A 20,040-nucleotide genomic window follows, 5' to 3' on the forward strand; every position below is an offset into this window, starting at 1 on the left:
TTACTTTTTCTGTCAAAATATATTTTGCCATGAAGGCCGAAGTATCGGTAACAATCGGCGTCGAGCGGCAGGGGAGCGGGATATTTCGCCGCGATCCGGCTGACGCCGCCGATAGATAATTCGGGGACTGAACTATGACAGGCTCGCCTGAGGCCGATCCGGCCGGATCCGTGACCGCCCCGCCACAGGGGGTCGGCCCGCTGCTGCCCGGCGCCCAGCGCGAGGTGCGGCCATTGCGCCAGCAGATCCTCGAACATGTCCGCGCCCAGGGCCGCGTCGCCCGTGCCGAGATCAGCCGCGCGCTCGGGATCAGCGCAGGCTCGGTCACCACGCTGACCTCGGAGCTCATCGCCATGGGGCTGCTGCGCGAGGTCGAGAACGTCAGCCCCGCCACCACCACGCGCGGGCGGCCCCGCGTCGCGCTCGAACTCGTGGCCGAAGGGCGGCTGGTCATCGGGATCAAGATCTCCGATGAACGCAACACCGCCGTGCTGGTCGATTTCGCGGGCACGATCCTCGCCGATGCCGCCCGCCCCGCCCCGCCGATGCGGCGCTCGCTCGACCAGACCTGCGACGAGATCGGCGCGCTGATCGAGGCGGTGCTGACCCGGGCGGGCCGGGCGCGGGAAGAGCTGCTCGCCGTCGGCGTCGGCCTGTCGGGCATGGTCGACCACGAAACAGGCACGGTGCTGTGGTCGCCGCATCTGGGCCCCGACATGCCGCTCGGCCCCGAGGCCAGCCGCCGCTTCGGCCTGCCGGTGATCATCGACAACGACGCCAACATGCTGACCCTGGCCGAGCTGTGGTTCGGCGCCGGGCGCGAACGGTCGGATTTCGCGGTGGTCACCATCGAGCACGGGCTCGGCATGGGGCTCGTCATCGACAACCGCCTCTATCGCGGCGAACGCAGCATGGGGCTGGAGCTCGGCCACACCAAGGTCCAGCTCGACGGCGCGCTGTGCCGCTGCGGCAAGCGCGGCTGCCTCGAAGCCTATGTCGCCGATTACGCGCTGGCGCGCGAGGCGGCGACCGCGCTGGCCCGCGCGCCGCAAAGCCCGCAGGTCATGCTCGATGCGCTCTATGCCGAGGCCAAGGCGGGCAACCGCGCGGCCCGCTCGATCTTCGACCGCGCGGGCCGCTACCTCGCGCTCGGCCTGTCCAACGTGATCCAGATCTTCGACCCCGAACTGATCATCCTGTCGGGCGAACGGATGCGCTACGACTATCTCTATGCCGAGGAGGTGCTGGCGGAAATGAGCGCGCTGACCCTCGTCGAGGGGCGCATGCCCGCCCGGGTCGAGATCCACGCCTGGGGCGATCTCGTCTGGGCCCGCGGGGCAAGCGCGCTGGCGCTGGCCGCCGTGACCGGGACGGTGCTCGCCGGGGCGCGGGCGGCATGAGCGCGCCCGACCGGCAGGCGCGGCGCATGGCGCGGCCCGGGGGATTTGCGTATTTTCGGAAAGATGAAACGGCAGGCGCGCTGCTGTGCCTCGCGGCCCTTCTCGCCGCCGGGGGCGTGGTGGCCGAGCCGCGCTTCGAAGACCGCTCCGCCACGCTCGGCGCGCATAAATACACCGGCGGCTGGACCCATTTCGTCGGCGGCGGCGTCGCCGTCATGGATTGCGACGGCGATGCCCGGCCCGACATCTTCGCCGCCGGCGGCGAGAGCCCGGCCCGGCTGTGGCGCAACCGCGGGGAGTTCGATTTCGCGCCCGTGCCCCTGCCCGATCTCACCGGCGTCACCGGCGCCTATCCGATCGACGCCGATGCCGATGGCCACCCCGATCTCTTCGTCTTGCGCGCCGGGCCGAACCGGCTCCTGCGCGGCCTCGGCGATTGCCGCTTCGAGGAGGCGACCGGGGCGATGGGCCTGCCCCCGGGCGACGCATGGAGCACCGCCTTCACCGCATGGTGGGAGGATGACGGGCGGCCCGTCATGGCGGTCGGCAATTACGTCGACCGCGACGATCCCGAGGGCCCCTTCGAGGCTTGCGATGACAACGCGATACTGCGGCCCACCGATGAAGGCTGGCGGGCCGAGACCCTCGCTCCCGGCTTCTGCGCGCTCTCCATGCTGGCGGCGCGCGATGCGCGCGGGCAGGCCGCGCTGCGCATCTCCAACGACCGGCACTACTATGTGCGCGGCGGGCATGAGCAGATGTGGGATATTGCCGAGCGGCGATTTTTGTCCGAAGCCGATGGCTGGCCCACCGTCGCGCTCTGGGGCATGGGCATCGCCAGCCGCGATCTCGACGGCGACGGGCGCGACGAGGTGATGCTCACCTCCATGGGCGACCAGCTTTTGCAACTGGCGCAACCCGATGGCTCCTATACCGCCGCCCCCTTCTCCATCGGCTCCTACGCGCAGCGTCCGCATCTGGGCGATGATGGCCGCCCCTCGACCGGCTGGCACGCCGAGTTCGGCGATATCGACAATGACGGGCGCGCCGATCTCTTCATCGCCAAGGGCAATGTCGACCAGATGCCGACCAATGCCATGCGCGACCCCAACAACCTGCTGATGCAGCGGCCCGACGGCACCTTCGCCGAAGCCTCCATCGCAGCCGGGATTGCCACCACCGAACGCGCGCGCGGCGCGGCGCTCGCGGATTTCGACGGCGACGGGCGGCTCGACCTCGTCGTCGTCAACCGCCGCGCAGCCATCGAGCTGTGGCGCAACGTGAGCCGAGGCACCGGCCACTGGCTCGGCCTCGACCTTGCCCAGCCGGGCGGCAACCGCGACGCCATCGGCGCGGTGGTGACCATCGAGACCGAAGCCGGGCGGCAGGTGCTGCAGCGAAGCATCGGCGGCGGCCATGCGGGCGGACGGCTCGGGCCGATCCATGTCGGGCTGGGGGCGGCGACGCGCGCCCGTGTCACCGTCGAATGGCCCGACGGCACGCGCACCGGGCCTCATCAGGTCGAGGCCGACCGCATCGTCACGCTCGACCGCGCCGCCCTGCCCGGCTGATCTTGCCCCTGCCGACCCCGGCGCTAGGCTCGGTCGCATGAGCACACGCAGCTACGCCATCGGCGACATCCACGGCCACCCCGAAAAGCTTCGGGCGGCGCATGACCTCATCGCCGCCGACCGCATCCGCGAAGGCGACGCGACGAGCCCGGTGATCCATCTGGGCGACCTGACCGATCGCGGCCCCGACAGCCGGGGCGTGATCGAGATCCTGATCGACGGGATCGGGAACGGCGCGCCCTGGATCGTCATCCTCGGCAATCACGACCGGATGTTCCGCAACTTTCTCGACGATCCCGACTGGCACGATCCTTGCCTGCGCGAGGATCTGGGCTGGCTCAACCCACGCCTGGGCGGCGACACCACGCTGGAAAGCTACGGCGTCGCCCCGGTCGAGGGGCGCGACCTCTACGAGGTGCACCGCGAGGCCGTGGAGAAGGTGCCGCGCGCGCATCGCGATTTCCTCGCCGCGCTGCCGCTGTTTCACGCCCGGGGCGAGGCGCTCTTCGTCCATGCCGGGCTGCGCCCCGGCGTGGCGCTGAGCGCCCAGACCGAGGACGACCTCGTCTGGATCCGCAAGGGCTGGCTCGAAGACACGCGCGACCACGGCCCGCTCGTGGTGCATGGCCACACCGCGCTGGAGCGCCCGCGCCATTTCGGCAACCGCGTCGATCTCGACGGCGGCGCGGCCTATGGCCGCCCGCTCGCCGCGGCGGTGATCGAGGGGCGCGAGATCTGGCTGCTGACGCCCGAAGGGCGCGTGCCGCTGCGCCCCGAACCGGACGCCTAGCGCGGGATCGCCGCCGTCGCCTCGATCTCCACCAGCGCCTCGTCCTCGACCAGCCCGGCGACGATGACCATCGTCATCGCCGGGAAGTTGCGGCCCAGAACCCGGCGGTAAGCCTGCCCGACCTCCCTCTGCCGCGCCAGATACTCGGCCTTGTCGATCACGAACCATGTCAGCCGGGTGATGTGCTCCGGCCCGCCGCCCGCCGCCTCGATGATGGCGAGGATATTGCGCAGCGCCTGCTCCATCTGGCCGATGAAATCATGGCTTTCGAACACCTGTTCCGCGGTCCAGCCGATCTGGCCGCCGATGAAGAGATGCCCCTCGGGCGTCATCACGCCATTGGCATAACCCTTGGCCGGGGCCCAGCCCTCGGGGTGGATGATCTCATGAGCCATGCGGGGGCCCTCCTTCGGTCGTTGATGCATCGCCCGCGCGGGCGATCTCGGTCTCGATGGCGCGGCGCAGCGGTTCGGGCCAGCCCACCGGGCGGCCCGTCGCCTGCGCGACATGAACGAGGGTGAAATCGGCCTGCAGCCGCGTCTCTCCCTCGCTGGTAATTCCGATCTTGAGATCGAGGCTGGAGCGCCCGAGCCGCACGGGCCGGAGCGTCAGCGTCAGCCTGTCCTCGATCCGGCTCGGCGCGCTGAAGCGCACCTCGCAGCGCGCCGTCGGCACGGCATGGCCGCCGGTGACGTGGATCGCGCCGAAGCTGTGGCCGAGCCGCGCGTCGAACCAGTCCTCGATGCAGGCGTTCAGCATCTCGAAATAGCGCGGGTAGAAGACGATCCCCGCCGGGTCGCAATGCTCGAACCGCACCTTGCGCGTGGTGGTGAAGGACATCTCAAACTCCGAGGTAACGCTGCGCGAGATCGCCCGAAAGCGCCGCGGGGGCCCCGTGCCAGACATCGCGCCCGCGCTCCAGAACGACGCAGTCATCGGCCACCGTCGCCAGTTCGCGCAGCGACTTGTCCACCACGAGAATCGACTGACCGCGCGCCTTGAGTTCGCGGATCGCGGCCCAGATCTCGGCCCGCACCACGGGGGCGAGCCCCTCGGTCGCCTCGTCGAGGATCAAAAGCCGCGGGTTGGTCATCAGCGCGCGGCCGATCACCAGCATCTGCTGCTCGCCGCCCGAAAGCGTCTCGGCCCGCTGGCCCGCGCGCTCGGCAAGGCGCGGGAACAGCTCGCAGACCTTCTCGAAGCTCCACTCCCCCTTGCGCGCGGCGGCCATCAGGTTCTCGCGCACCGTGAGCCCCGCGAAGGCGCGCCGCCCCTCGGGCACCAGCCCCAGCCCCAGCCGTGCCGCCTTGTGCGACGGGAGCCGCCCGAGGTCGCGGCCCGCGAAGGAGATGCGCCCGGCCTTCGCCGCCATCATCCGGGTGATGCAGGCGATGGTCGTGGTCTTGCCCATGCCGTTGCGGCCCATCAGCGCCAGCGCCTGCCCCTCCTCGACCCTGAGCGACACGCCGAACAGCGCCTGGCTCGCGCCATAGGCCGCGTGCAGATCCTCGACTTCCAGAAGCGCGCTCATGCCTCCTCCCCCAGATAGACCCGCTGCACCTCCCGGTCGGTCCGGATCTCGTCCGGCGTGCCGGTGGCGATGACGCGGCCGTAAACCAGCACCGAGACCCGGTCCGAAAGCCGGAACACCGCGTCCATGTCGTGCTCCACCAGCAGGATCGGCGCGCGGTGGCGCAAAGCGTCGAGCAGGTCGCCCAGCGCGGTCGCCCCTTCCGTCCCCATCCCCGCCATCGGCTCGTCGAGCAGGAACAAGGCGGGGCGAAGCGCCAGCGCCATCGCGATCTCCAGCTTGCGCCGCTCGCCATGCGCCAGCTCCGCCGCGGGAACTGTCTCGCGCCCCGAAAGCCCCGCCTGCGCGATACAGTCGCGCGCGGTCTCCAGAAGCCCCGCATCGCGCATCACGGGGCGGAAGAAGCGGAACGTGGCGCCCGACGCGCCTTGGGCGGCGAGCACGACGTTCTGCAACACGCTGAACTCGGGCGCGACCGAGGAGACCTGGAAGCTGCGCGCCATGCCCATGCGCGCGCGTCCCGCCGCATCGATGCCCGAAAGCGAGCGCCCGCGCAGCCGCACCTCGCCCGCATCGGGCGCGATCTCGCCCGAGATCTGCTTGATCAGCGTCGATTTGCCCGCGCCGTTCGGCCCGATCAGCGCGTGGATCTCGCCCGGCCGCAGGTCGAGCGTCACGTCGTCGGTCGCCTTCAATGCGCCGAAGCTCTTGGACAGGCCGCGAATGTCGAGGATCGGATCAGCCATGGCGCTTGCCCCCCGCGAGAAAGCCGATGACGCCGCCGCGCGCGAACAGCACAACACCGAGCAGCAGCAGCCCGAAGAAGAACTGCCAGTGATCGCTCACGCCCCCCAGAAGATGTTCGAGCGCGATGTAGAGCCCGGCGCCCGCCAGCGGCGCAAACAGCCGCCCCGTGCCGCCGAGGATCAGGAAGACCAGCAGCTCGCCCGAGAGGTGCCATGACAGCATCGACGGGCTGACGAAGCGGTTGAGATCGGCGTAAAGCGCACCCGCGAGCGCGGTGATCGCGCCCGAGATGACGAAGGCCACCAGCAGCACGCCGCCCGGACGGATGCCCACCGCCATGAGCCGCTGCCGGTTCTGCCGTGCCGCCTGAAGCGCGAGGCCGAAGCGCGAATGCGCCAGCATGGCGATCAGCCCCAGCACCGCGAAGAGCACCGCGCAGACGAGGCCGAAGAACTGCACCGGGTCGAGCGTGTTCAGCCCCGGAAAGCCGTTGCGCACGTAGATCGGCAGCCCGTCCTCGCCGCCATAGGCGGGCCAGGAGATGGCGAAGTAGAAGATCATCTGCCCGAAGGCGAGCGTGATCATGATGAAATAGACGCCCGTGGTCCTGAGCGACAGCGCCCCGATCATGAGCGCGGCCAGCGCGCCGATGAGCATGGCGGTGATCCAGATCACCGGCATCGAGGTGGTGCCCTCGTAGACGAAGGGCCATTCGAACATCGCCGTGTAGTTCAGCGCGTGATGCGCGAGGATGCCGGCGGTGTAGCCGCCCAGCCCGAAATAGGCGGCGTGGCCGAAGGAGACGAGCCCGCCGAAACCCAGAACGAGGTTGAGCCCGGCCCCCGCGATGGCGAGGATCGCGACCTTGGTCGCCAGCGTCACGAGAAAGGTCTCGCCCATCGCCCAGGCCCCGAGGCCGAAGCCCAACAGCCCCAGCGCCAGCGCCGCGTTGACGATCTGCGCGCGGTTCATGCGCCCTCCCCGCCCCTCGGGCATCGCTGTCATTTCCGCCGCGCTCATGCCCGCGCCCCGAACAGCCCGCCGGGCTTCACGATCAGCACCAGCGCCATCAGGATGTAGATCGCCATCGAGGCCAGCGCCGCGCCGACGCTCGTGGCCGCCGAGGTCTCCATGAAGAGATCGAAGAGCGAGGGCAGCAGCACCCGCCCCATCGTGTCGGTGAGCCCCACCAGCAGCGCGCCGACGAGCGCGCCCTTGATCGAGCCGATGCCGCCGATGACGATCACCACGAAGGCGAGGATCAGCACCGGCTCGCCCATGCCGACCTGCACCGACTGGATCGTGCCGACCAGCGCGCCGGCCATGCCCGCCAGCGCCGCGCCGAGCGCGAAGACCAGCGTGTAGAGCCGGCGGATGTCGACGCCGAGCGCCGCGATCATCTCGCGGTCGGCCTCGCCCGCGCGGACCTGCACGCCGATCCGCGTCTTGCCGATCAGCAGGAACAGCCCGACGGCGACGAGAAGCCCCGCGCCGATGATGGCGAGGCGGAACAGCGAATAGCGGATGCCGCCCGGCAGGGTGACGCTGCCCGACAGCGCGTCGGGCACGTTGAGATAGAGCGGGAAGGAGCCGTAGAGCCAGCGCGTGCCTTCCGAGAAGATGAGGATGAGCGCGAAGGTGGCGAGCACCTGGTCGAGATGGTCGCGCCGGTAGAGCCTGCGGATCACCGCGATCTCGACGATCGCGCCCGCCGCCGCCGCCGCCGCGATCGAGGCGGCGAGGCCGAGCCAGAAGGAGCCGGTCGCCGCCGCCACGCCCGCGCAGGCGAATGCGCCGACCATGTAGAGCGAGCCATGCGCGAGGTTGATCAGCCCCATGACGCCGAAAACGAGCGTCAGCCCGGCGGCCATGAGAAACAGCATCAGCCCGGACTGGAGCCCGTTCAGAAGCTGTTCGATCAGCAGGATCATCGACATCGGCGGCGCCTCTCAATGGGGGTGCGGCGGGCGCGAAGGCCCGCCGCCGCGGATCACATCTTGCACTCTTCGGCGTAGGCGTCGCCGCGGTCTTCCATCGCCGTGGCGGCGATCTTGTTGGTGAGCGTCCCGTCCTCGGAGATCACCTCGCGGACATAGATGTCCTGCACCGGGTGCTGGTTCGGCCCGAAGGCGAAATCGCCGCGCACGCTGTCGAACTCGGCCGAGCGGACCGCCTCGCGGAAGGCGTCGGCGTCCGAGACGTCGGCCTTCTCCATCGCCGCGAGGATCAGCCGCGCCGTGTCGTAGCCCTGCGCCGCGTAGAGCGAGGGCAGACGGTCGTATTTCTCCTCGAACGCCTCGACGAACTGGGCGTTCGCCTCGTTGTCGAGATCCTTCGACCATTGCGCGGTGTTCTTCACGCCGATCGCCGCCTCGCCGATGGCGGGCAGGATGTCCTGGCTGAAGGAAAACGCCGGGCCCACGACCGGCATGTCGATCCCCGCCTCGGCCCATTGCTTCATGAAGGAAATCCCCATGCCGCCCGGCAGGAAGAAGAACAGCGCGTCGGCATCGCTGTCGCGGATCTGCGCGATCTCGGCGGCGTAGTCGGTCTGGCCGAGCTGGGTGTAGACCTCGCTCGCCACCTCGCCCTCGTAGAAACGCTTGAAGCCCGACAGGCTGTCCTGACCGGCGGGGTAGTTCGGCGCCATGATGAACATGCGGCCATAGCCTTCGTCGGTGGCGTATTGCCCCGCCGCCTCGTGCAAATTGTCGTTCTGGTAGGAGACCGAGAAGTAGTTCTCGTGGCAGCCCTTGCCGGCGAGCTGCGAGGGCGCGGCGTTGGTCGAAAGGTAGAACTTGCCCTGACGCACCGCACCCGGCACCACCGCCATGGCGAGGTTCGACCAGACGATGCCGGTCAGGATGTCGACCTCCTCGGACTGGATCAGCTCGTCGGAGAGCTGCACCGCCACCTCCGGTTTCCGCTGGTCGTCCTCGATATGGACCTCCAGATCGGGGTTGCCCGCCTCCTCGACCGCCAGCATGAAGCCGTCGCGCGTGTCGATGCCGAGGCTGGCGCCACCGCCCGACAGCGTGGTGATCATGCCGACCTTCACCGGCTCGGCCATGGCGGCCCCGCCGATCATCGACAGCGCCAGCGCGGTCGTCGTCAGATACTTGGTCATTCTCGTCTCCCTGTGGATGCCGGTCTTGGTGCCGGTCATAGATTGGTACGCAAGTGCCAAAGCTCTGGAAAGAGTTCGATTTCAAGCATCCGCTTGAGGTAGCTCACGCCGCCGGTGCCCCCCGTGCCCCGCTTGAAGCCGATGACCCGCTCCACCGTGGTCACGTGGTTGAAGCGCCAGCGGCGGAAGTAGTCCTCGAAATCGACGAGCTTCTCGGCCAGCTCGTAGAGCGGCCAATGCGTCTCGGGGTCGCGGTAAACCTCGGTCCATGCCGCCATGACCCGGTCGTCGGGATGCGTCGCCGCCTCGGGCACGTCGAAGCCCGCGCGCGCAAGACAGCCGATGGCGGTGTCGTAGAGGCTCGGCCGCGCCAGCTCGGCGCGCAGCTGTTCCACGATGTCGGGGCGATGCTCATGCGGGCCGAGCATCTTCTCGTTGCGGTTGCCGACGGTGAACTCGATCAGCCGGTATTGCCACGACTGGAAGCCCGAGGACTGCCCGAGCGCGTCGCGGTAGCTTGTGTATTCGCTCGGCGTCATGGTGCGCAGCACGTCCCATGCCGCGTTCATCTGCTCGAAGATCCGCGCCACGCGGGTCAGCATCTTGAAGGCCGGGCGCAGCCGGTCCTCGGCAATGGCGTTGCGGGCCGCGTCCAGCTCGTGCAGCGCCAGCCGCATCCAAAGCTCGGTCACCTGATGCTGCACGATGAACAGCATCTCGTCATGCTGGTCCGTGCGCGGATGCTGCGCGGTCAGCACGGCGTCGAGGCCGAGATAATCCGTGTAGGACATCTTGTCCTCGAACTGCATGACGGGATCGTCGGTCACTTCGCCTCCTCGCGCAGGCGGAAACGCTGGATCTTGCCGCTCTCGGTCTTGGGCAGCGCGTCGCAGAAGACGACCCTGCGGGGATACTTGTAGGGCGCGATCTGCGCCTTCACGTGGTCCTGCAAGAGCTTGACCATCGCGTCGCAGCGCTCCTCCCCCTCGGCCAGCACCACATGCGCCTGCACGATCTGCCCGCGATCGGGGTCGGGCGCGCCGACCACCGCGCATTCCGCGACCGCGTCATGCGACAGGAGCGCCGCCTCGACCTCGGGCGCGGCGATGTTGTAGCCCGCCGAGAGGATGATGTCGTCGGAGCGCGCGGCGAAGTGAAACCGCCCTTCCTCGTCCTGCACGAAGGCGTCGCCGGTGAGGTTCCAGCCGTCATGCACATACTCGCGCTGCCGCTCGTCGGCGAGATAGCGGCAGCCGGTCGGCCCCTTGACCGCCAATTGCCCGACCGTCCCGCGCGGCACCTCGTTCATCTCGTCATCGACGACGCGTGCGACGTAGCCCGTGACGGGCCGCCCGGTGCAGCCCGGGTGGCTGTCGTCGAGACGATTGGTGATGAAGATGTGCAGAAGCTCGGTCGCGCCGATCCCGTCGAGCATCGGCTTGCCGGTCTTTTCCATCCATTCGTGATAGACCGGCGCGGGCAGCGTCTCGCCCGCCGAAACGGCGCAGCGCAGGGATGACAGGTCCGCGCCCTCATCCATCGCGCGCAGCATGGCGCGGTAGGCGGTCGGCGCGGTGAAGCAGACGGTCGCCTTATACTTCTCGATGATCTCGACCATGTTGGGCGGCGAGGCCGTCTCCAGAAGCGTCGCCGCCGCCCCGAAGCGCAGCGGGAACACCGCGAGGCCACCGAGCCCGAAGGTGAAGGCCAGGGGCGGCGAGCCGACGAAGACGTCGTCCGGGGTGACGCCCAAGACCTCCTTCGCGTAGCCATCCGCGATGATCAGGATGTCGCGGTGGAAATGCATCGTGGCCTTGGGCACGCCGGTCGAACCGGAGGTGAAGCCCAGAAGCGCCACGTCGTCGCGGCCCGTCTGCACCGCTTCGAACGTCACCGGCTTGTCGAGCGCCGCGCGGTCGAGCTCCGCGTCGTGATTGGCGGTGCCGTCGAAGCTCACCACCTTGGCCAGATGCGGGCTGCGCTTGGCGCAGGCGACCATCTCGTCCATCAGCCGCGTGTCGCACAAGGCAAGGCTCACCTCGGCCTTCTCGACGATCTTGCACAGCTCGCCCGCGCGCAGCATCGGCATGGTGTTGACCACCACCGCGCCCGCCTTGGTCGCGGCCAGCCAGCAGGCGACCATCGCCGGGTTGTTGGCCGAACGGATCAGCACCCGGTTGCCGGGTTTGACGCCATAATCCTCGACCAGCACCCGCGCGATGCGGTTGGTCCAGTCCATCAGCTCCTTGTAGCTGCGCCTGCGGCCATTGCCGATGAGCGCGGTGCGGTCGCCATGCCCCTGCTCGACCAGCCGGTCGCACAGCTCGACCCCGGCATTGAGCCGCTCGGGATAGTCGAAGCCCTCGAGCAGCAACTCGGGCCACTGATCGAATGGCGGCAGGTTGTCGCGCGAGAAGCTGTCCTCATGCGCCGTCGGTCCCAGCATCTTTTCGTCCTCCCTGATCCGCACCGCCGGGGCTCTCCCCTTCCCCGGCAGCGCGGTCCCTTGTCCCTATGTCCCGTGCGCCGCTTCGCTCTGGTCATGCGCGGCCATGGCCGCGCGGGCGATGATGATCTTCTGCACGTCGCTCGCGCCCTCGTAGATCCTGAGCGCGCGGATCTCGCGGTAGAGCGTCTCGGGCACAGAGCCCGACCGCACGCCGTCGCCGCCATGGATCTGCACCGCCGCGTCGATAATCTTCTGCGCTTCTTCGGTCGAGAACAGCTTGGCCATCGCCGCCTCGCGGCTGACCCGCGGCGCGCCCATGTCCTTCATCCACGCCGCGCGGTAGGTCAGCAGCGCGCCCGCATCGATGCCAAGCGCCATCTCGGCGATGTGGCCCTGCACCATCTGCATCTCGAACAGCGGCGCGCCGAACAATTCGCGGCTCCCGGCCCGGTCCAAGCTCGCATCCATCGCGCGGCGGGCGAAACCCAACGCCGCCGCCGCCACCGTGGAGCGGAACACGTCGAGCACCGACATGGCGATGCGAAAGCCCTGCCCCGGCTCGCCGATGATGGCGTCCCCGGGCAGCCGCACCCCATCGAAGGACAGCCGCGCCAGCGGGTGCGGCGCGACCGTCTCCAGCCGCTCGGCGACGCCGAGTCCGGCCGTGTCGGCGGGCACGATGAAGGCCGACAGCCCCTTGGCGCCCGGCCCCTCGCCGGTGCGGGCGAAGACGGTGTAGAAATCCGCGATGCCGCCATTCGAGATCCATGTCTTCTCGCCGTCGAGCACCCAGTCGTCGCCCTCGCGCCGCGCCGTCATGGCGATATTGGCGACGTCCGAGCCCGATTGCGGCTCGGTCAGCGCAAAGGCCGAAATGGCGCGCCCCTCGCGCACCGCGGGCAGCCATTCGGCCTTTTGCGCATCCGAGCCAAAGAGCGTGATCGCGCCCGAGCCCAGCCCCTGCATGGCAAAGGCGAAATCGGCGAGCCCGTCATGGCGTGCCAGCGTCTCGCGGATCAGGCACAGGCTGCGCACGTCGAGCGCGCCGCTTTCGGAGGCCGCGTGCTGCAGCCAGCCGCCCTGCCCCAGCCGCGCCACGAGGTCGCGGCAGGCCGCGTCGGTGTCGGCGTGGTCGATGCCCGACAGACGCCGCCCGGCCCAGCGCTCCAGCGCCTCGGACAGCTCGCGGTGCTTCTCTTCGAGGAAGGGCCAGTCGAGATAGCTCTTGTCGGCCATGTCAGTCCCCCTCGAAGACGGGTTTTTCCTTTGCCATGAATGCGCGGTAGGCGCGGCGGAAATCCTCGGTTGCCATGCAGATCGCCTGCGCCTGCGCCTCGGCCTCGATCGCCCGCTCCAGCCCCATGTCCCATTCCTGCAAGAGCATGGTCTTGGTCATCATGTTGGCAAAGCGCGGGCCTTGGGCGATGCGGCTTGCCAGCTTCAGCGCCTCGGCCTCCAGCTCATGCGCGCCGACGAGACGGTTGTAAAAGCCCCACCGCTCGCCCTCATCGGCGCTCATCGCGCGGCCGGTATAGAGCAGCTCCGCCGCCCGCCCCTGACCGATGATGCGCGGCAGCATCGCGCAGGCGCCCATGTCGCAGCCCGCAAGGCCCACCCGGTTGAACAGGAACGCGGTCTTCGCCTCCGGCGTGGCGAGCCGGATGTCGGAGGCCATGGCGAGGATCGCGCCCGCGCCGACCGCCACGCCATCCACCGCCGCCACGATCGGCTTGCCGCAGGTCAGCATCGCCTTCACCAGATCGCCGGTCATCCGGGTGAAGCCCAAAAGCCCCTTCATGTCCATCTCGGTCAGCGGGCCGATGATGTCCTCGACATCGCCGCCCGAGCTGAAATTGCCGCCATTGGGGGCGATGACCACCGCGTGGGTCTCGTCGTCCGAGGTCAGATCGCGGAACCAGTCGCGCAGCGCGGCGTAGCTTTGGAAGGTGAAGGGGTTCTTGCGCTCGGGCCGGTCGAGCCGGACCACGGCGACCGCGCCTTCGCGCTCCAGCTTGAAATGCGCGCTCATTGCTTCTCCTCCAGATCGCGGGCGACATGGTCGAGACCGTCCATGATCCGCGCGGCCTCGGCCTCGGGGATCGCGCCCATCAGCTCGTTGACCCATTCCTCATGCGCGGTGGCCAGCGTGCCGAAATGCGCGCGGCCCCGGCCGGTGAGCCGGACCTCCATCGCCCGCCTGTCGCCCGCGACCGCGTGGCGCTCGGCATGGCCCTCGGCTTCGAGCCGGTCGACGATGCCGGTGACATTGCCGTTCGACACCCGCAGGCGGCGCGACAGCTCGGTCATCTTCAGCCCCTCGGGGCTGCGCGCCAGCGCCGCCATCACGTCGAAGCGCGGCAGGGTGGTGCCGAACTCGGTGCGCAGCCGGTCGCGCAGCGCCGTCTCGACCGCGTTCGAGGTCTTCAATAGCTTCAGCCACAGCCGCAGCCGCGTCTTGCCCGCCTTGGCGTGCAGTTCCACGCTCATGTCTCGCCTCCCGACACCGAAATCGCCTGCCCCGTCACCGCGCTCGCCCCATCGCCCGCGAGCCACAGCACCGCGTCGGCCACCTCATCGGGCCGCACGAAGCGGCCCTGCGGATTGCCCGAGGCCAGCGCCTTTGCCGCCTCCTCGCGGCTTCTCCCGGTCTTGGTGACGATGTTGTCGATGCTTTCTTCCAGCATCGGCGTCTCGGCAAAGCCCGGGCAGATCGCGTTGACGGTGATCGGCGTCTTCGCCAGCTCCAGCGCCAGCGCGCGGGTGAGCCCCACCACCGCGTGCTTGGCCGCAACATAGCCCGAGACGTAAGGGTAGCCCTTGAGCCCCGCGGTCGAGGCGATGGCGATGAGCCGTCCCTTCCCCGCCTCTTTCATCCCCGGCAGCACGGCCTGCCACAGGTTGAACACGCCGTGCAGGTTGACGGCGAGCATCGCGTCGAGATCCTGCGCCGTGGTCCTGGCGAAGGGCTTGCTCTCGGCCGCGCCGGCATTGGCGATGGCGATGGTCACGGGGCCGCGCTCTTGCGACGCCTGCTTCACGACGCGCGCCATGTCGTCCGCGCGCGTCACGTCCCCCGTGATCCATCCCATCCCCGCCTGCCCCCCGGCGGTCTCTTCGAGCGGCGCTTCGCGCCGCCCGGTGATCGTGACGCGCGCGCCTTGGGCGGCCAGCGCGCGCGCAATGGCGCGCCCCACCCCGGTGCCGCCGCCGGTGACCAGCGCGTGATGTCCCTCGAGCCGCATCAGACCGGCCCCACGGCCTGATCGGCCTTGTCGGCGAGCCGCCATGCCTGGTCGCGCCCGGCGAGATAGGGGTCGGGCCAGCGCTCGGCCCGGTCCCCGAGCTGCGTCGCGGTGTGCAGCGTCCAGTAGGGGTCGGCCAGGTGTGGCCGCGCGATGGCGACGAGATCGGCCCGCCCGGCCATCAGGATCGAGTTGACGTGGTCGGCCTCGTAGATGTTGCCGACCGCCATGGTGGCGATGCCCGCCTCGTTGCGGATGCGGTCCGAGAACGGCGTCTGGAACATCCGGCCATAGACGGGCTTGGCCTCCACGCTGGTCTGCCCGGCCGAGACGTCGATCAGGTCGGCCCCGGCCGCCGAGAAGGCGCGCGCGATCTCGACCGCCTCGTCGGGTGTCACGCCATCCGCGCCGACCCAGTCATTGGCCGAGATCCGCACCGACATCGGCTTGTCCTCGGGCCATGCCGCGCGCATCGCGCGGAACACTTCCAAGGGCCAGCGCAGCCGGTTCTCCAGCGACCCGCCATATTCGTCCGAGCGCCGGTTCGAGACGGGCGAGATGAAGGAGGAGACGAGATAGCCATGCGCGGCGTGCAGCTCGATCATGTCGAAGCCCGCGCGGTCGGCCATTTCCGTCGCGGCGACGAACTGCGCCGTCACCTCGTCCATGTCGGCGCGGGTCATCTCGCGCGGTGCCGGGTTGTTCTTCGACCACGGGATCGGGCTGGCGGAAATGGTCTCCCAGTTGCCGTCCTTCAGCGGCGCGTCCATCTCTTCCCAGCCAAGCTGGGTCGAGCCCTTGCGCCCCGAATGACCGATCTGGCAGCAGAGCTTCGCATCCGTCTCGGCATGGACGAAATCGGTGATGCGCTTCCACGCCGCCTCGTGTTCGGGGGCATAGAGGCCGGGGCAGCCCGGCGTGATCCGGCCTTGGGCCGAAACGCAGGTCATCTCGGTATAGACGAGCCCCGCGCCGCCCTTGGCCCGCTCGCCCAGATGCACGAGGTGCCAGTCGGTCGGCGCGCCCTCCACCGCCTTGTATTGCGCCATGGGCGAAACGACGATGCGGTTCTTCAGCTTCATGCCGCGCAGGGCATAGGGCGCGAACATCGGCGCGCGCACCGGCGCATCCTCGGGCAGCCCGGCGCGGGACTGGAACCAGCGCTCCGCCCCCTTCAGCCACTCGGCATCGCGCAGGCGCAGGTTCTCGTGGCTGATCCGCTGGCTGCGGGTCAGCAGCGAGTAGTTGAACTGCACCGGGTCGAGGTCGAGATAGCGTTCCACCTCCTCGAACCATTCCATCGAATTGCGCGCCGCCGATTGCAGGCGCAGCACCTCGACGCGGCGCGCCTCCTCGTAGCTCTCGAAAGCGGTGGTGAGATCGGGCGCGCGGGCCACCTCGTCCGCGAGCGCGATCGCGGATTCGAGCGCGAGCTTCGTCCCCGATCCGATCGAGAAATGCGCGGTCGCGGCCGCGTCGCCCAGAAGCACGATGTTGTCGATGTACCAGCGCTCGCACAGCACGCGGGGAAAGTTGATCCAGGCCGAGCCGCGGATATGACGCGCGTTCGACATCAGGGGATGGCCGCCCAGATGCTCGCGGAAGATCTCTTCGCAGATGGCGATGGACTCGTCCTGGCTCATCTCGCCGAAGCCCCAGGCCGCAAAGGTCTCGGGCGCGCATTCGACGATGAAGGTCGCGGTGCCCGGCTCGAACTGGTAGGCATGGGCCCAGACCCAGCCATGCTTCGTCTTCTCGAAGATGAAGGTGAAGGCGTCCGCGAAGGTCTGGGTCGTGCCGAGCCATGTGAAATGGCAGCGGCGACGGTCGATCTCGGGGCGGAACACCTCCTCGAACTCGGTCCGGGTGCGCGAGTTCAGACCGTCCGCGGCAACGACGAGATCGTAATCGGCGGCGTAATCCGCGGCACTGCCCACCTCCGTCTCGAAGCGCAGCTCGACGCCCAGCTCGCGCGCCCGCTCCTGCAGGAGCAGCAAGAGCCGCTTGCGGCCGATGCCGCAAAAGCCATGGCCGGTCGAGGTGATGCGGGTGCCGTCCTTGACCACGGCGACATCGTCCCAATAGGCGAAATGCGCGCGGATCGCCTCCGCCGAGACGGCGTCATTGGCCGCGAGATTGCCCAAAGTCTCGTCCGAGAGCACCACGCCCCAGCCGAAGGTGTCGTCGGCGCGGTTGCGCTCGATCACCACGATCTCATGCGCCGGGTCGCGCAGCTTGGCCGATATGGCAAAGTAGAGCCCCGCCGGTCCCCCACCGATGCACGCGATCCTCATGGCCCCTCCCCGAGCTGATGGGGAGAGGCTAGAAGCGGGTCCGATTCATTTCAAGTATAAAATATATGTGCTTGAAGCATCCATTCCGGCGCGCCCTAGCCCACCATTTCGTCGATCTCGACCTCGTAGCCCCAAAGCTCGCGCAGGCAGGCCAGCGTTGCGTCGCGCTCGCGCGGGTCGAGCGGCACCTCGTTGCGCAGCACGTGGCGCAGGCGCAGCACCCGGTCGCCCGCGAGATCGGCATCGACCACCTCGATGTCGGGCGCGCGGTTCGACAGGTCGTAGCTGCGCGCCAGCGTGTCGCGCAGCGCGTGGTAGCCGCCCGCGTCGTGGATCGCGGTGACCTTCATCGCCTCTTCCTTTTCGGCATCGCGCAGCGCGAAGAGCCGCAGGTCGCGCATCACCTTGGGGCTGAGAAACTGCTGGATGAAGCTTTCGTCGCGGTAATTGGCCCAGGCGTCCTTCAGCACGCCGCGCCAATCGCCGCAGCCGGCGATGGCGGGAAACCATTCGCGGTCCTCGGCCTCGGGCGTCTCGCAGATCCGCTGCACGTCGCGCATCATGGCAAAGCCGAGCGCATAGGGGTTGATGCCGGAATAGCCCGGATGATCGTAGCCCGGCTGGAACAGCACGCTCGAATGGCTGTGCAGGATTTCGAGCATCGCGCCGTCGCCGATCCGCCCCTGCTCGTGCAGCTTGTTGAGGATGTGGAAATGCACGAAGCAGGCGCAGCCCTCGTTCATCACCTGCGTCTGGCGCTGCGGATAGAAATACTGCGCGAGGTTGCGCACGATCCTGAGCACCTGCCGCTGCCACGGCTCCAGCACCGGGCTGTGACGTTCGAGGAAATAGATCAGGTTCTCTTCGGGCAGGCCGAGCGCATGGCGGCGCTGGGTGGCGCCGGTCTCGTGGTCCTGCGGGCGGTGCTCGGCCTCGATCCGGCTCCACAGGTAATGCGCCGCGCGCTCGTCTTCCTCGATCCGCCGCTCCGCGCGCTCGGCCTCGGCCCTGAGCGAGGGCTGCGCCGGGCGGCGGTGGCGGAACACGCTGGCGTTCATCAGCGCATGCGCCGCGTCGAGCGTGTGCTCCACCCGGGCCGGCCCGTGCCGCTCCTCGCATTGGCTGAGGAAATTGCGGGCATAGTCGAGATAATCGAGGATGCCGCGCGCATCGGTCCATTGCCGGAACAGGTGGTTCGACTTGAAGAAATGATTGTGGCCGAAGGCGGCATGGGCGATCACCAGCGCCTGCATCGGCATGGTGTTCTCTTCGAGGCAGTAGCAGATGCAGGGGTCCGAGTTGATGACGATCTCGTAGGCCAGCCCCTGCGCGCCCTTGGAATAGAGCCGCTCGTGATGGATGAACTGCTTGCCGAAGGACCAGTGGCGATACATCAGCGGCATGCCGGTGGCGGAATAGGCGTCGAGCATCTGCTCGGTCGAGATGATCTCGATCTGGTTGGGATAGACGTCGAGGCCGAGATCCTCGCGCGCGATCTGCTCGATCGCCTCGGTGGTGCGCCGCAGCGTGTCGAAATCCCAATCGGGCCCGTCGAAGAGCAGCTCAGCCATGGGCCACCTCCCCCCGCTTGGCGAAGAGATCGCGGAAGACCGGGTAGATGTCGCCCGCCCCCGCCACGCGCCGCATCGCGAAGTTGGGCCAGCGTTCGGCCACCTCGCGGTAGGCCATCCAAAGCTCGGTGCCGCGCGCCGCGTCGCGCAGTATGCGCGCCTCGGCCTCGCCGATGATCTCGACATAGGCGAAGTGCTGGCAGATCTTCAGAAGCTCGCTTTCGAGCCAGATCTGGCAATCGCGGCTGTCGCCCTGGTAGTTGTCGCCATCCGAGGCCTGGGCCGCGTAGATGTTCCACTCCGAGGCGGGATAGCGCTCGGATTGCACGCGGTTCATCTCGGCCAGCGCGGTCGAGACCATGGTGCCGCCGCTCTCGCGCGAATGAAAGAAGGTCTCCTCGTCGACCTCGGAGGCCAGATGGGTGTGGCGGATGAAGACGAGGTCCACCGTCTCGTAGCGCCGCGTGAGAAACAGGTGCAGGAGCACGAAGAACCGCTTGGCGAGGTCCTTCTCGCGCGCGCCCATCGAGGCCGAGACATCCATCAGGCAGAACATCACCGCCTGCGCGCGCGGCTCGGGCTGCGGCTCGAAATGGCTGTAGCGCAGGTCGAGCGGGTCGAGATAGGGCACGCGCTTGCGATGCGCGGTCAGCGCCTCGATCTCGGCCTGAAGCCGGATGATCTCCGCGCGCTGGGCGGCGTCGGGCTCGAACACCGCTTCGAGCGCGAAGAGCCGCTCGCGCAGCTCTTCGAGCACCGCGTCCGAGGGGCGACGCAGCGCGATGCGGCGGCCCATGGCGCGGCGCATGGTGCGCCCGACATTGAGATTGGCCGGCGATCCGGTGACCGAAAGACCGGCCCGGCGCGGCCGCTGCACCGCGCTGCCCGCCAGCGCGCGCTTCACGAGGTCGGGCAGTTCGAGATCCTCGAAGAAGATGTCGAGAAACTCGTCGCGCGACAGCGCGAAGACGAAATCATCCTCGCCCTCGCCATCGGGCGCGCCCTTGCGCCCGGCCCCGCCGCCGCCCGCGGGCGGGCGCGCGATCTCGTCGCCCGCGCGGTATTCGCGGTTGCCGGGCAATACGCCCTCGCGCGTGCCGCCCTTCGCCGCGTGGCGAAAGCTCGGCTCGGAGAGGCTGTCGCGCGGCACCGAGACATCGGTGCCCGCCTCCATGTCGGTGATGCCGCGCTTGCGCACGCTGGCATCCACCGCCTCGCGCACATGCGCCTTGATGCGCCCGATGAAGCGGCGGCGGTTGGGGGTGCTGCGGCCCTTGGGGTTGAGGCGGCGGTCGATGAAATGCGTCATGCCCGCCCC

General features: G+C 68.9%; 19 protein-coding genes. 3 read left to right on the forward strand and 16 right to left on the reverse strand.

All coding sequences use genetic code 11. From position 1 onward, the window contains the following. The first annotated feature begins 134 nt into the window (after positions 1-134). The 3 genes from CJ301_RS08255 to CJ301_RS08265 are packed head-to-tail and all read left to right on the forward strand — an operon-like array spanning position 135 to position 3,761. On the forward strand, positions 135-1,400 hold the full coding sequence (locus CJ301_RS08255) for an ROK family transcriptional regulator (protein ID WP_099276217.1): 1,266 nt from the start codon (positions 135-137) through the stop codon (positions 1,398-1,400). Then, positions 1,397-2,971 (forward strand): CRTAC1 family protein, encoded by a 1,575-nt coding sequence (locus CJ301_RS08260; protein WP_254050108.1) that lies wholly within the window; start codon positions 1,397-1,399, stop codon positions 2,969-2,971. Before CJ301_RS08255 ends, CJ301_RS08260 begins: the two co-directional genes overlap by 4 nt. Positions 2,972-3,008: 37 nt before the next feature. Continuing rightward, positions 3,009-3,761: a metallophosphoesterase gene (locus CJ301_RS08265; protein WP_099276219.1), complete on the forward strand. Its 753-nt coding sequence runs from the start codon at positions 3,009-3,011 to the stop codon at positions 3,759-3,761. Here the strand turns inward: CJ301_RS08265 and CJ301_RS08270 are convergent. The 16 genes from CJ301_RS08270 to CJ301_RS08345 form a co-directional block, all read right to left on the reverse strand. Then, positions 3,758-4,156, reverse strand: coding sequence for a RidA family protein (locus CJ301_RS08270; protein ID WP_099276221.1), 399 nt, complete (start codon positions 4,154-4,156; stop codon positions 3,758-3,760). The genes CJ301_RS08265 and CJ301_RS08270 overlap by 4 nt on opposite strands. After that, a complete protein-coding gene (locus tag CJ301_RS08275) occupies positions 4,146-4,601 on the reverse strand; it encodes an acyl-CoA thioesterase (protein ID WP_099276223.1) in 456 nt (151 codons plus the stop codon). The genes CJ301_RS08270 and CJ301_RS08275 overlap by 11 nt, the downstream gene beginning before the upstream one ends. Position 4,602: 1 nt before the next feature. Next, positions 4,603-5,292, reverse strand: a complete 690-nt coding sequence (locus CJ301_RS08280) for an ABC transporter ATP-binding protein (protein ID WP_099276225.1) — start codon at positions 5,290-5,292, stop codon at positions 4,603-4,605. After that, positions 5,289-6,038: an ABC transporter ATP-binding protein gene (locus CJ301_RS08285; RefSeq protein WP_099276227.1), complete on the reverse strand. Its 750-nt coding sequence runs from the start codon at positions 6,036-6,038 to the stop codon at positions 5,289-5,291. The genes CJ301_RS08280 and CJ301_RS08285 overlap by 4 nt, the downstream gene beginning before the upstream one ends. After that, positions 6,031-7,011, reverse strand: coding sequence for a branched-chain amino acid ABC transporter permease (locus CJ301_RS08290; RefSeq protein ID WP_099276229.1), 981 nt, complete (start codon positions 7,009-7,011; stop codon positions 6,031-6,033). Before CJ301_RS08290 ends, CJ301_RS08285 begins: the two co-directional genes overlap by 8 nt. A gap of 44 nt (positions 7,012-7,055) precedes the next feature. Further along, a complete protein-coding gene (locus tag CJ301_RS08295) occupies positions 7,056-7,976 on the reverse strand; it encodes a branched-chain amino acid ABC transporter permease (protein WP_099276231.1) in 921 nt (306 codons plus the stop codon). Positions 7,977-8,029: 53 nt separating this feature from the next. Then, entirely contained in the window at positions 8,030-9,166 is a 1,137-nt protein-coding gene (locus tag CJ301_RS08300) for an ABC transporter substrate-binding protein (protein WP_099276233.1), read from the reverse strand. Between the two features lie 35 nt (positions 9,167-9,201). Then, positions 9,202-9,975: a tryptophan 2,3-dioxygenase gene (kynA, locus tag CJ301_RS08305; RefSeq protein ID WP_099276423.1), complete on the reverse strand. Its 774-nt coding sequence runs from the start codon at positions 9,973-9,975 to the stop codon at positions 9,202-9,204. Between the two features lie 14 nt (positions 9,976-9,989). Further along, positions 9,990-11,612, reverse strand: a complete 1,623-nt coding sequence (locus tag CJ301_RS08310) for an AMP-binding protein (RefSeq protein WP_099276235.1) — start codon at positions 11,610-11,612, stop codon at positions 9,990-9,992. 66 nt (positions 11,613-11,678) lie between these two features. After that, positions 11,679-12,851 (reverse strand): acyl-CoA dehydrogenase family protein, encoded by a 1,173-nt coding sequence (locus tag CJ301_RS08315; protein WP_099276237.1) that lies wholly within the window; start codon positions 12,849-12,851, stop codon positions 11,679-11,681. Between the two features lies 1 nt (position 12,852). Beyond that, a complete protein-coding gene (locus CJ301_RS08320; protein ID WP_099276239.1) occupies positions 12,853-13,644 on the reverse strand; it encodes an enoyl-CoA hydratase family protein in 792 nt (263 codons plus the stop codon). After that, the gene (locus tag CJ301_RS08325; RefSeq protein ID WP_099276241.1) at positions 13,641-14,102 is read right to left on the reverse strand and encodes a MarR family winged helix-turn-helix transcriptional regulator; all 462 of its coding nucleotides are present in this window, start codon (positions 14,100-14,102) and stop codon (positions 13,641-13,643) included. Before CJ301_RS08325 ends, CJ301_RS08320 begins: the two co-directional genes overlap by 4 nt. After that, entirely contained in the window at positions 14,099-14,857 is a 759-nt protein-coding gene (locus CJ301_RS08330) for an SDR family NAD(P)-dependent oxidoreductase (protein WP_099276243.1), read from the reverse strand. Before CJ301_RS08330 ends, CJ301_RS08325 begins: the two co-directional genes overlap by 4 nt. Continuing rightward, positions 14,857-17,151: a bifunctional salicylyl-CoA 5-hydroxylase/oxidoreductase gene (locus tag CJ301_RS08335; protein ID WP_099276245.1), complete on the reverse strand. Its 2,295-nt coding sequence runs from the start codon at positions 17,149-17,151 to the stop codon at positions 14,857-14,859. The genes CJ301_RS08330 and CJ301_RS08335 overlap by 1 nt, the downstream gene beginning before the upstream one ends. 95 nt (positions 17,152-17,246) lie before the next feature. Continuing rightward, entirely contained in the window at positions 17,247-18,722 is a 1,476-nt protein-coding gene (locus tag CJ301_RS08340) for a SpoVR family protein (RefSeq protein WP_099276247.1), read from the reverse strand. After that, positions 18,715-20,031, reverse strand: coding sequence for a YeaH/YhbH family protein (locus tag CJ301_RS08345; RefSeq protein ID WP_099276249.1), 1,317 nt, complete (start codon positions 20,029-20,031; stop codon positions 18,715-18,717). Before CJ301_RS08345 ends, CJ301_RS08340 begins: the two co-directional genes overlap by 8 nt. Positions 20,032-20,040: the final 9 nt, after the last annotated feature.

The organism is Limimaricola cinnabarinus, from assembly GCF_002723615.1.
Lineage (GTDB): Bacteria > Pseudomonadota > Alphaproteobacteria > Rhodobacterales > Rhodobacteraceae > Limimaricola > Limimaricola cinnabarinus_B.

What these genes read in the sequence shown, in the direction of transcription:
- CJ301_RS08255 (WP_099276217.1), top strand. Translation starts at nt 135, where the DNA reads ATGACAGGCTCGCCTGAGGCCGATCCGGCCGGATCCGTGACCGCCCCG.
- CJ301_RS08260 (WP_254050108.1), top strand. Translation starts at nt 1,397, where the DNA reads ATGAGCGCGCCCGACCGGCAGGCGCGGCGCATGGCGCGGCCCGGGGGA.
- CJ301_RS08265 (WP_099276219.1), top strand. Translation starts at nt 3,009, where the DNA reads ATGAGCACACGCAGCTACGCCATCGGCGACATCCACGGCCACCCCGAA.
- CJ301_RS08270 (WP_099276221.1), bottom strand. Translation starts at nt 4,156, where the DNA reads ATGGCTCATGAGATCATCCACCCCGAGGGCTGGGCCCCGGCCAAGGGT.
- CJ301_RS08275 (WP_099276223.1), bottom strand. Translation starts at nt 4,601, where the DNA reads ATGTCCTTCACCACCACGCGCAAGGTGCGGTTCGAGCATTGCGACCCG.
- CJ301_RS08280 (WP_099276225.1), bottom strand. Translation starts at nt 5,292, where the DNA reads ATGAGCGCGCTTCTGGAAGTCGAGGATCTGCACGCGGCCTATGGCGCG.
- CJ301_RS08285 (WP_099276227.1), bottom strand. Translation starts at nt 6,038, where the DNA reads ATGGCTGATCCGATCCTCGACATTCGCGGCCTGTCCAAGAGCTTCGGC.
- CJ301_RS08290 (WP_099276229.1), bottom strand. Translation starts at nt 7,011, where the DNA reads ATGAACCGCGCGCAGATCGTCAACGCGGCGCTGGCGCTGGGGCTGTTG.
- CJ301_RS08295 (WP_099276231.1), bottom strand. Translation starts at nt 7,976, where the DNA reads ATGTCGATGATCCTGCTGATCGAACAGCTTCTGAACGGGCTCCAGTCC.
- CJ301_RS08300 (WP_099276233.1), bottom strand. Translation starts at nt 9,166, where the DNA reads ATGACCAAGTATCTGACGACGACCGCGCTGGCGCTGTCGATGATCGGC.
- kynA (WP_099276423.1), bottom strand. Translation starts at nt 9,975, where the DNA reads ATGCAGTTCGAGGACAAGATGTCCTACACGGATTATCTCGGCCTCGAC.
- CJ301_RS08310 (WP_099276235.1), bottom strand. Translation starts at nt 11,612, where the DNA reads ATGCTGGGACCGACGGCGCATGAGGACAGCTTCTCGCGCGACAACCTG.
- CJ301_RS08315 (WP_099276237.1), bottom strand. Translation starts at nt 12,851, where the DNA reads ATGGCCGACAAGAGCTATCTCGACTGGCCCTTCCTCGAAGAGAAGCAC.
- CJ301_RS08320 (WP_099276239.1), bottom strand. Translation starts at nt 13,644, where the DNA reads ATGAGCGCGCATTTCAAGCTGGAGCGCGAAGGCGCGGTCGCCGTGGTC.
- CJ301_RS08325 (WP_099276241.1), bottom strand. Translation starts at nt 14,102, where the DNA reads ATGAGCGTGGAACTGCACGCCAAGGCGGGCAAGACGCGGCTGCGGCTG.
- CJ301_RS08330 (WP_099276243.1), bottom strand. Translation starts at nt 14,857, where the DNA reads ATGCGGCTCGAGGGACATCACGCGCTGGTCACCGGCGGCGGCACCGGG.
- CJ301_RS08335 (WP_099276245.1), bottom strand. Translation starts at nt 17,151, where the DNA reads ATGAGGATCGCGTGCATCGGTGGGGGACCGGCGGGGCTCTACTTTGCC.
- CJ301_RS08340 (WP_099276247.1), bottom strand. Translation starts at nt 18,722, where the DNA reads ATGGCTGAGCTGCTCTTCGACGGGCCCGATTGGGATTTCGACACGCTG.
- CJ301_RS08345 (WP_099276249.1), bottom strand. Translation starts at nt 20,031, where the DNA reads ATGACGCATTTCATCGACCGCCGCCTCAACCCCAAGGGCCGCAGCACC.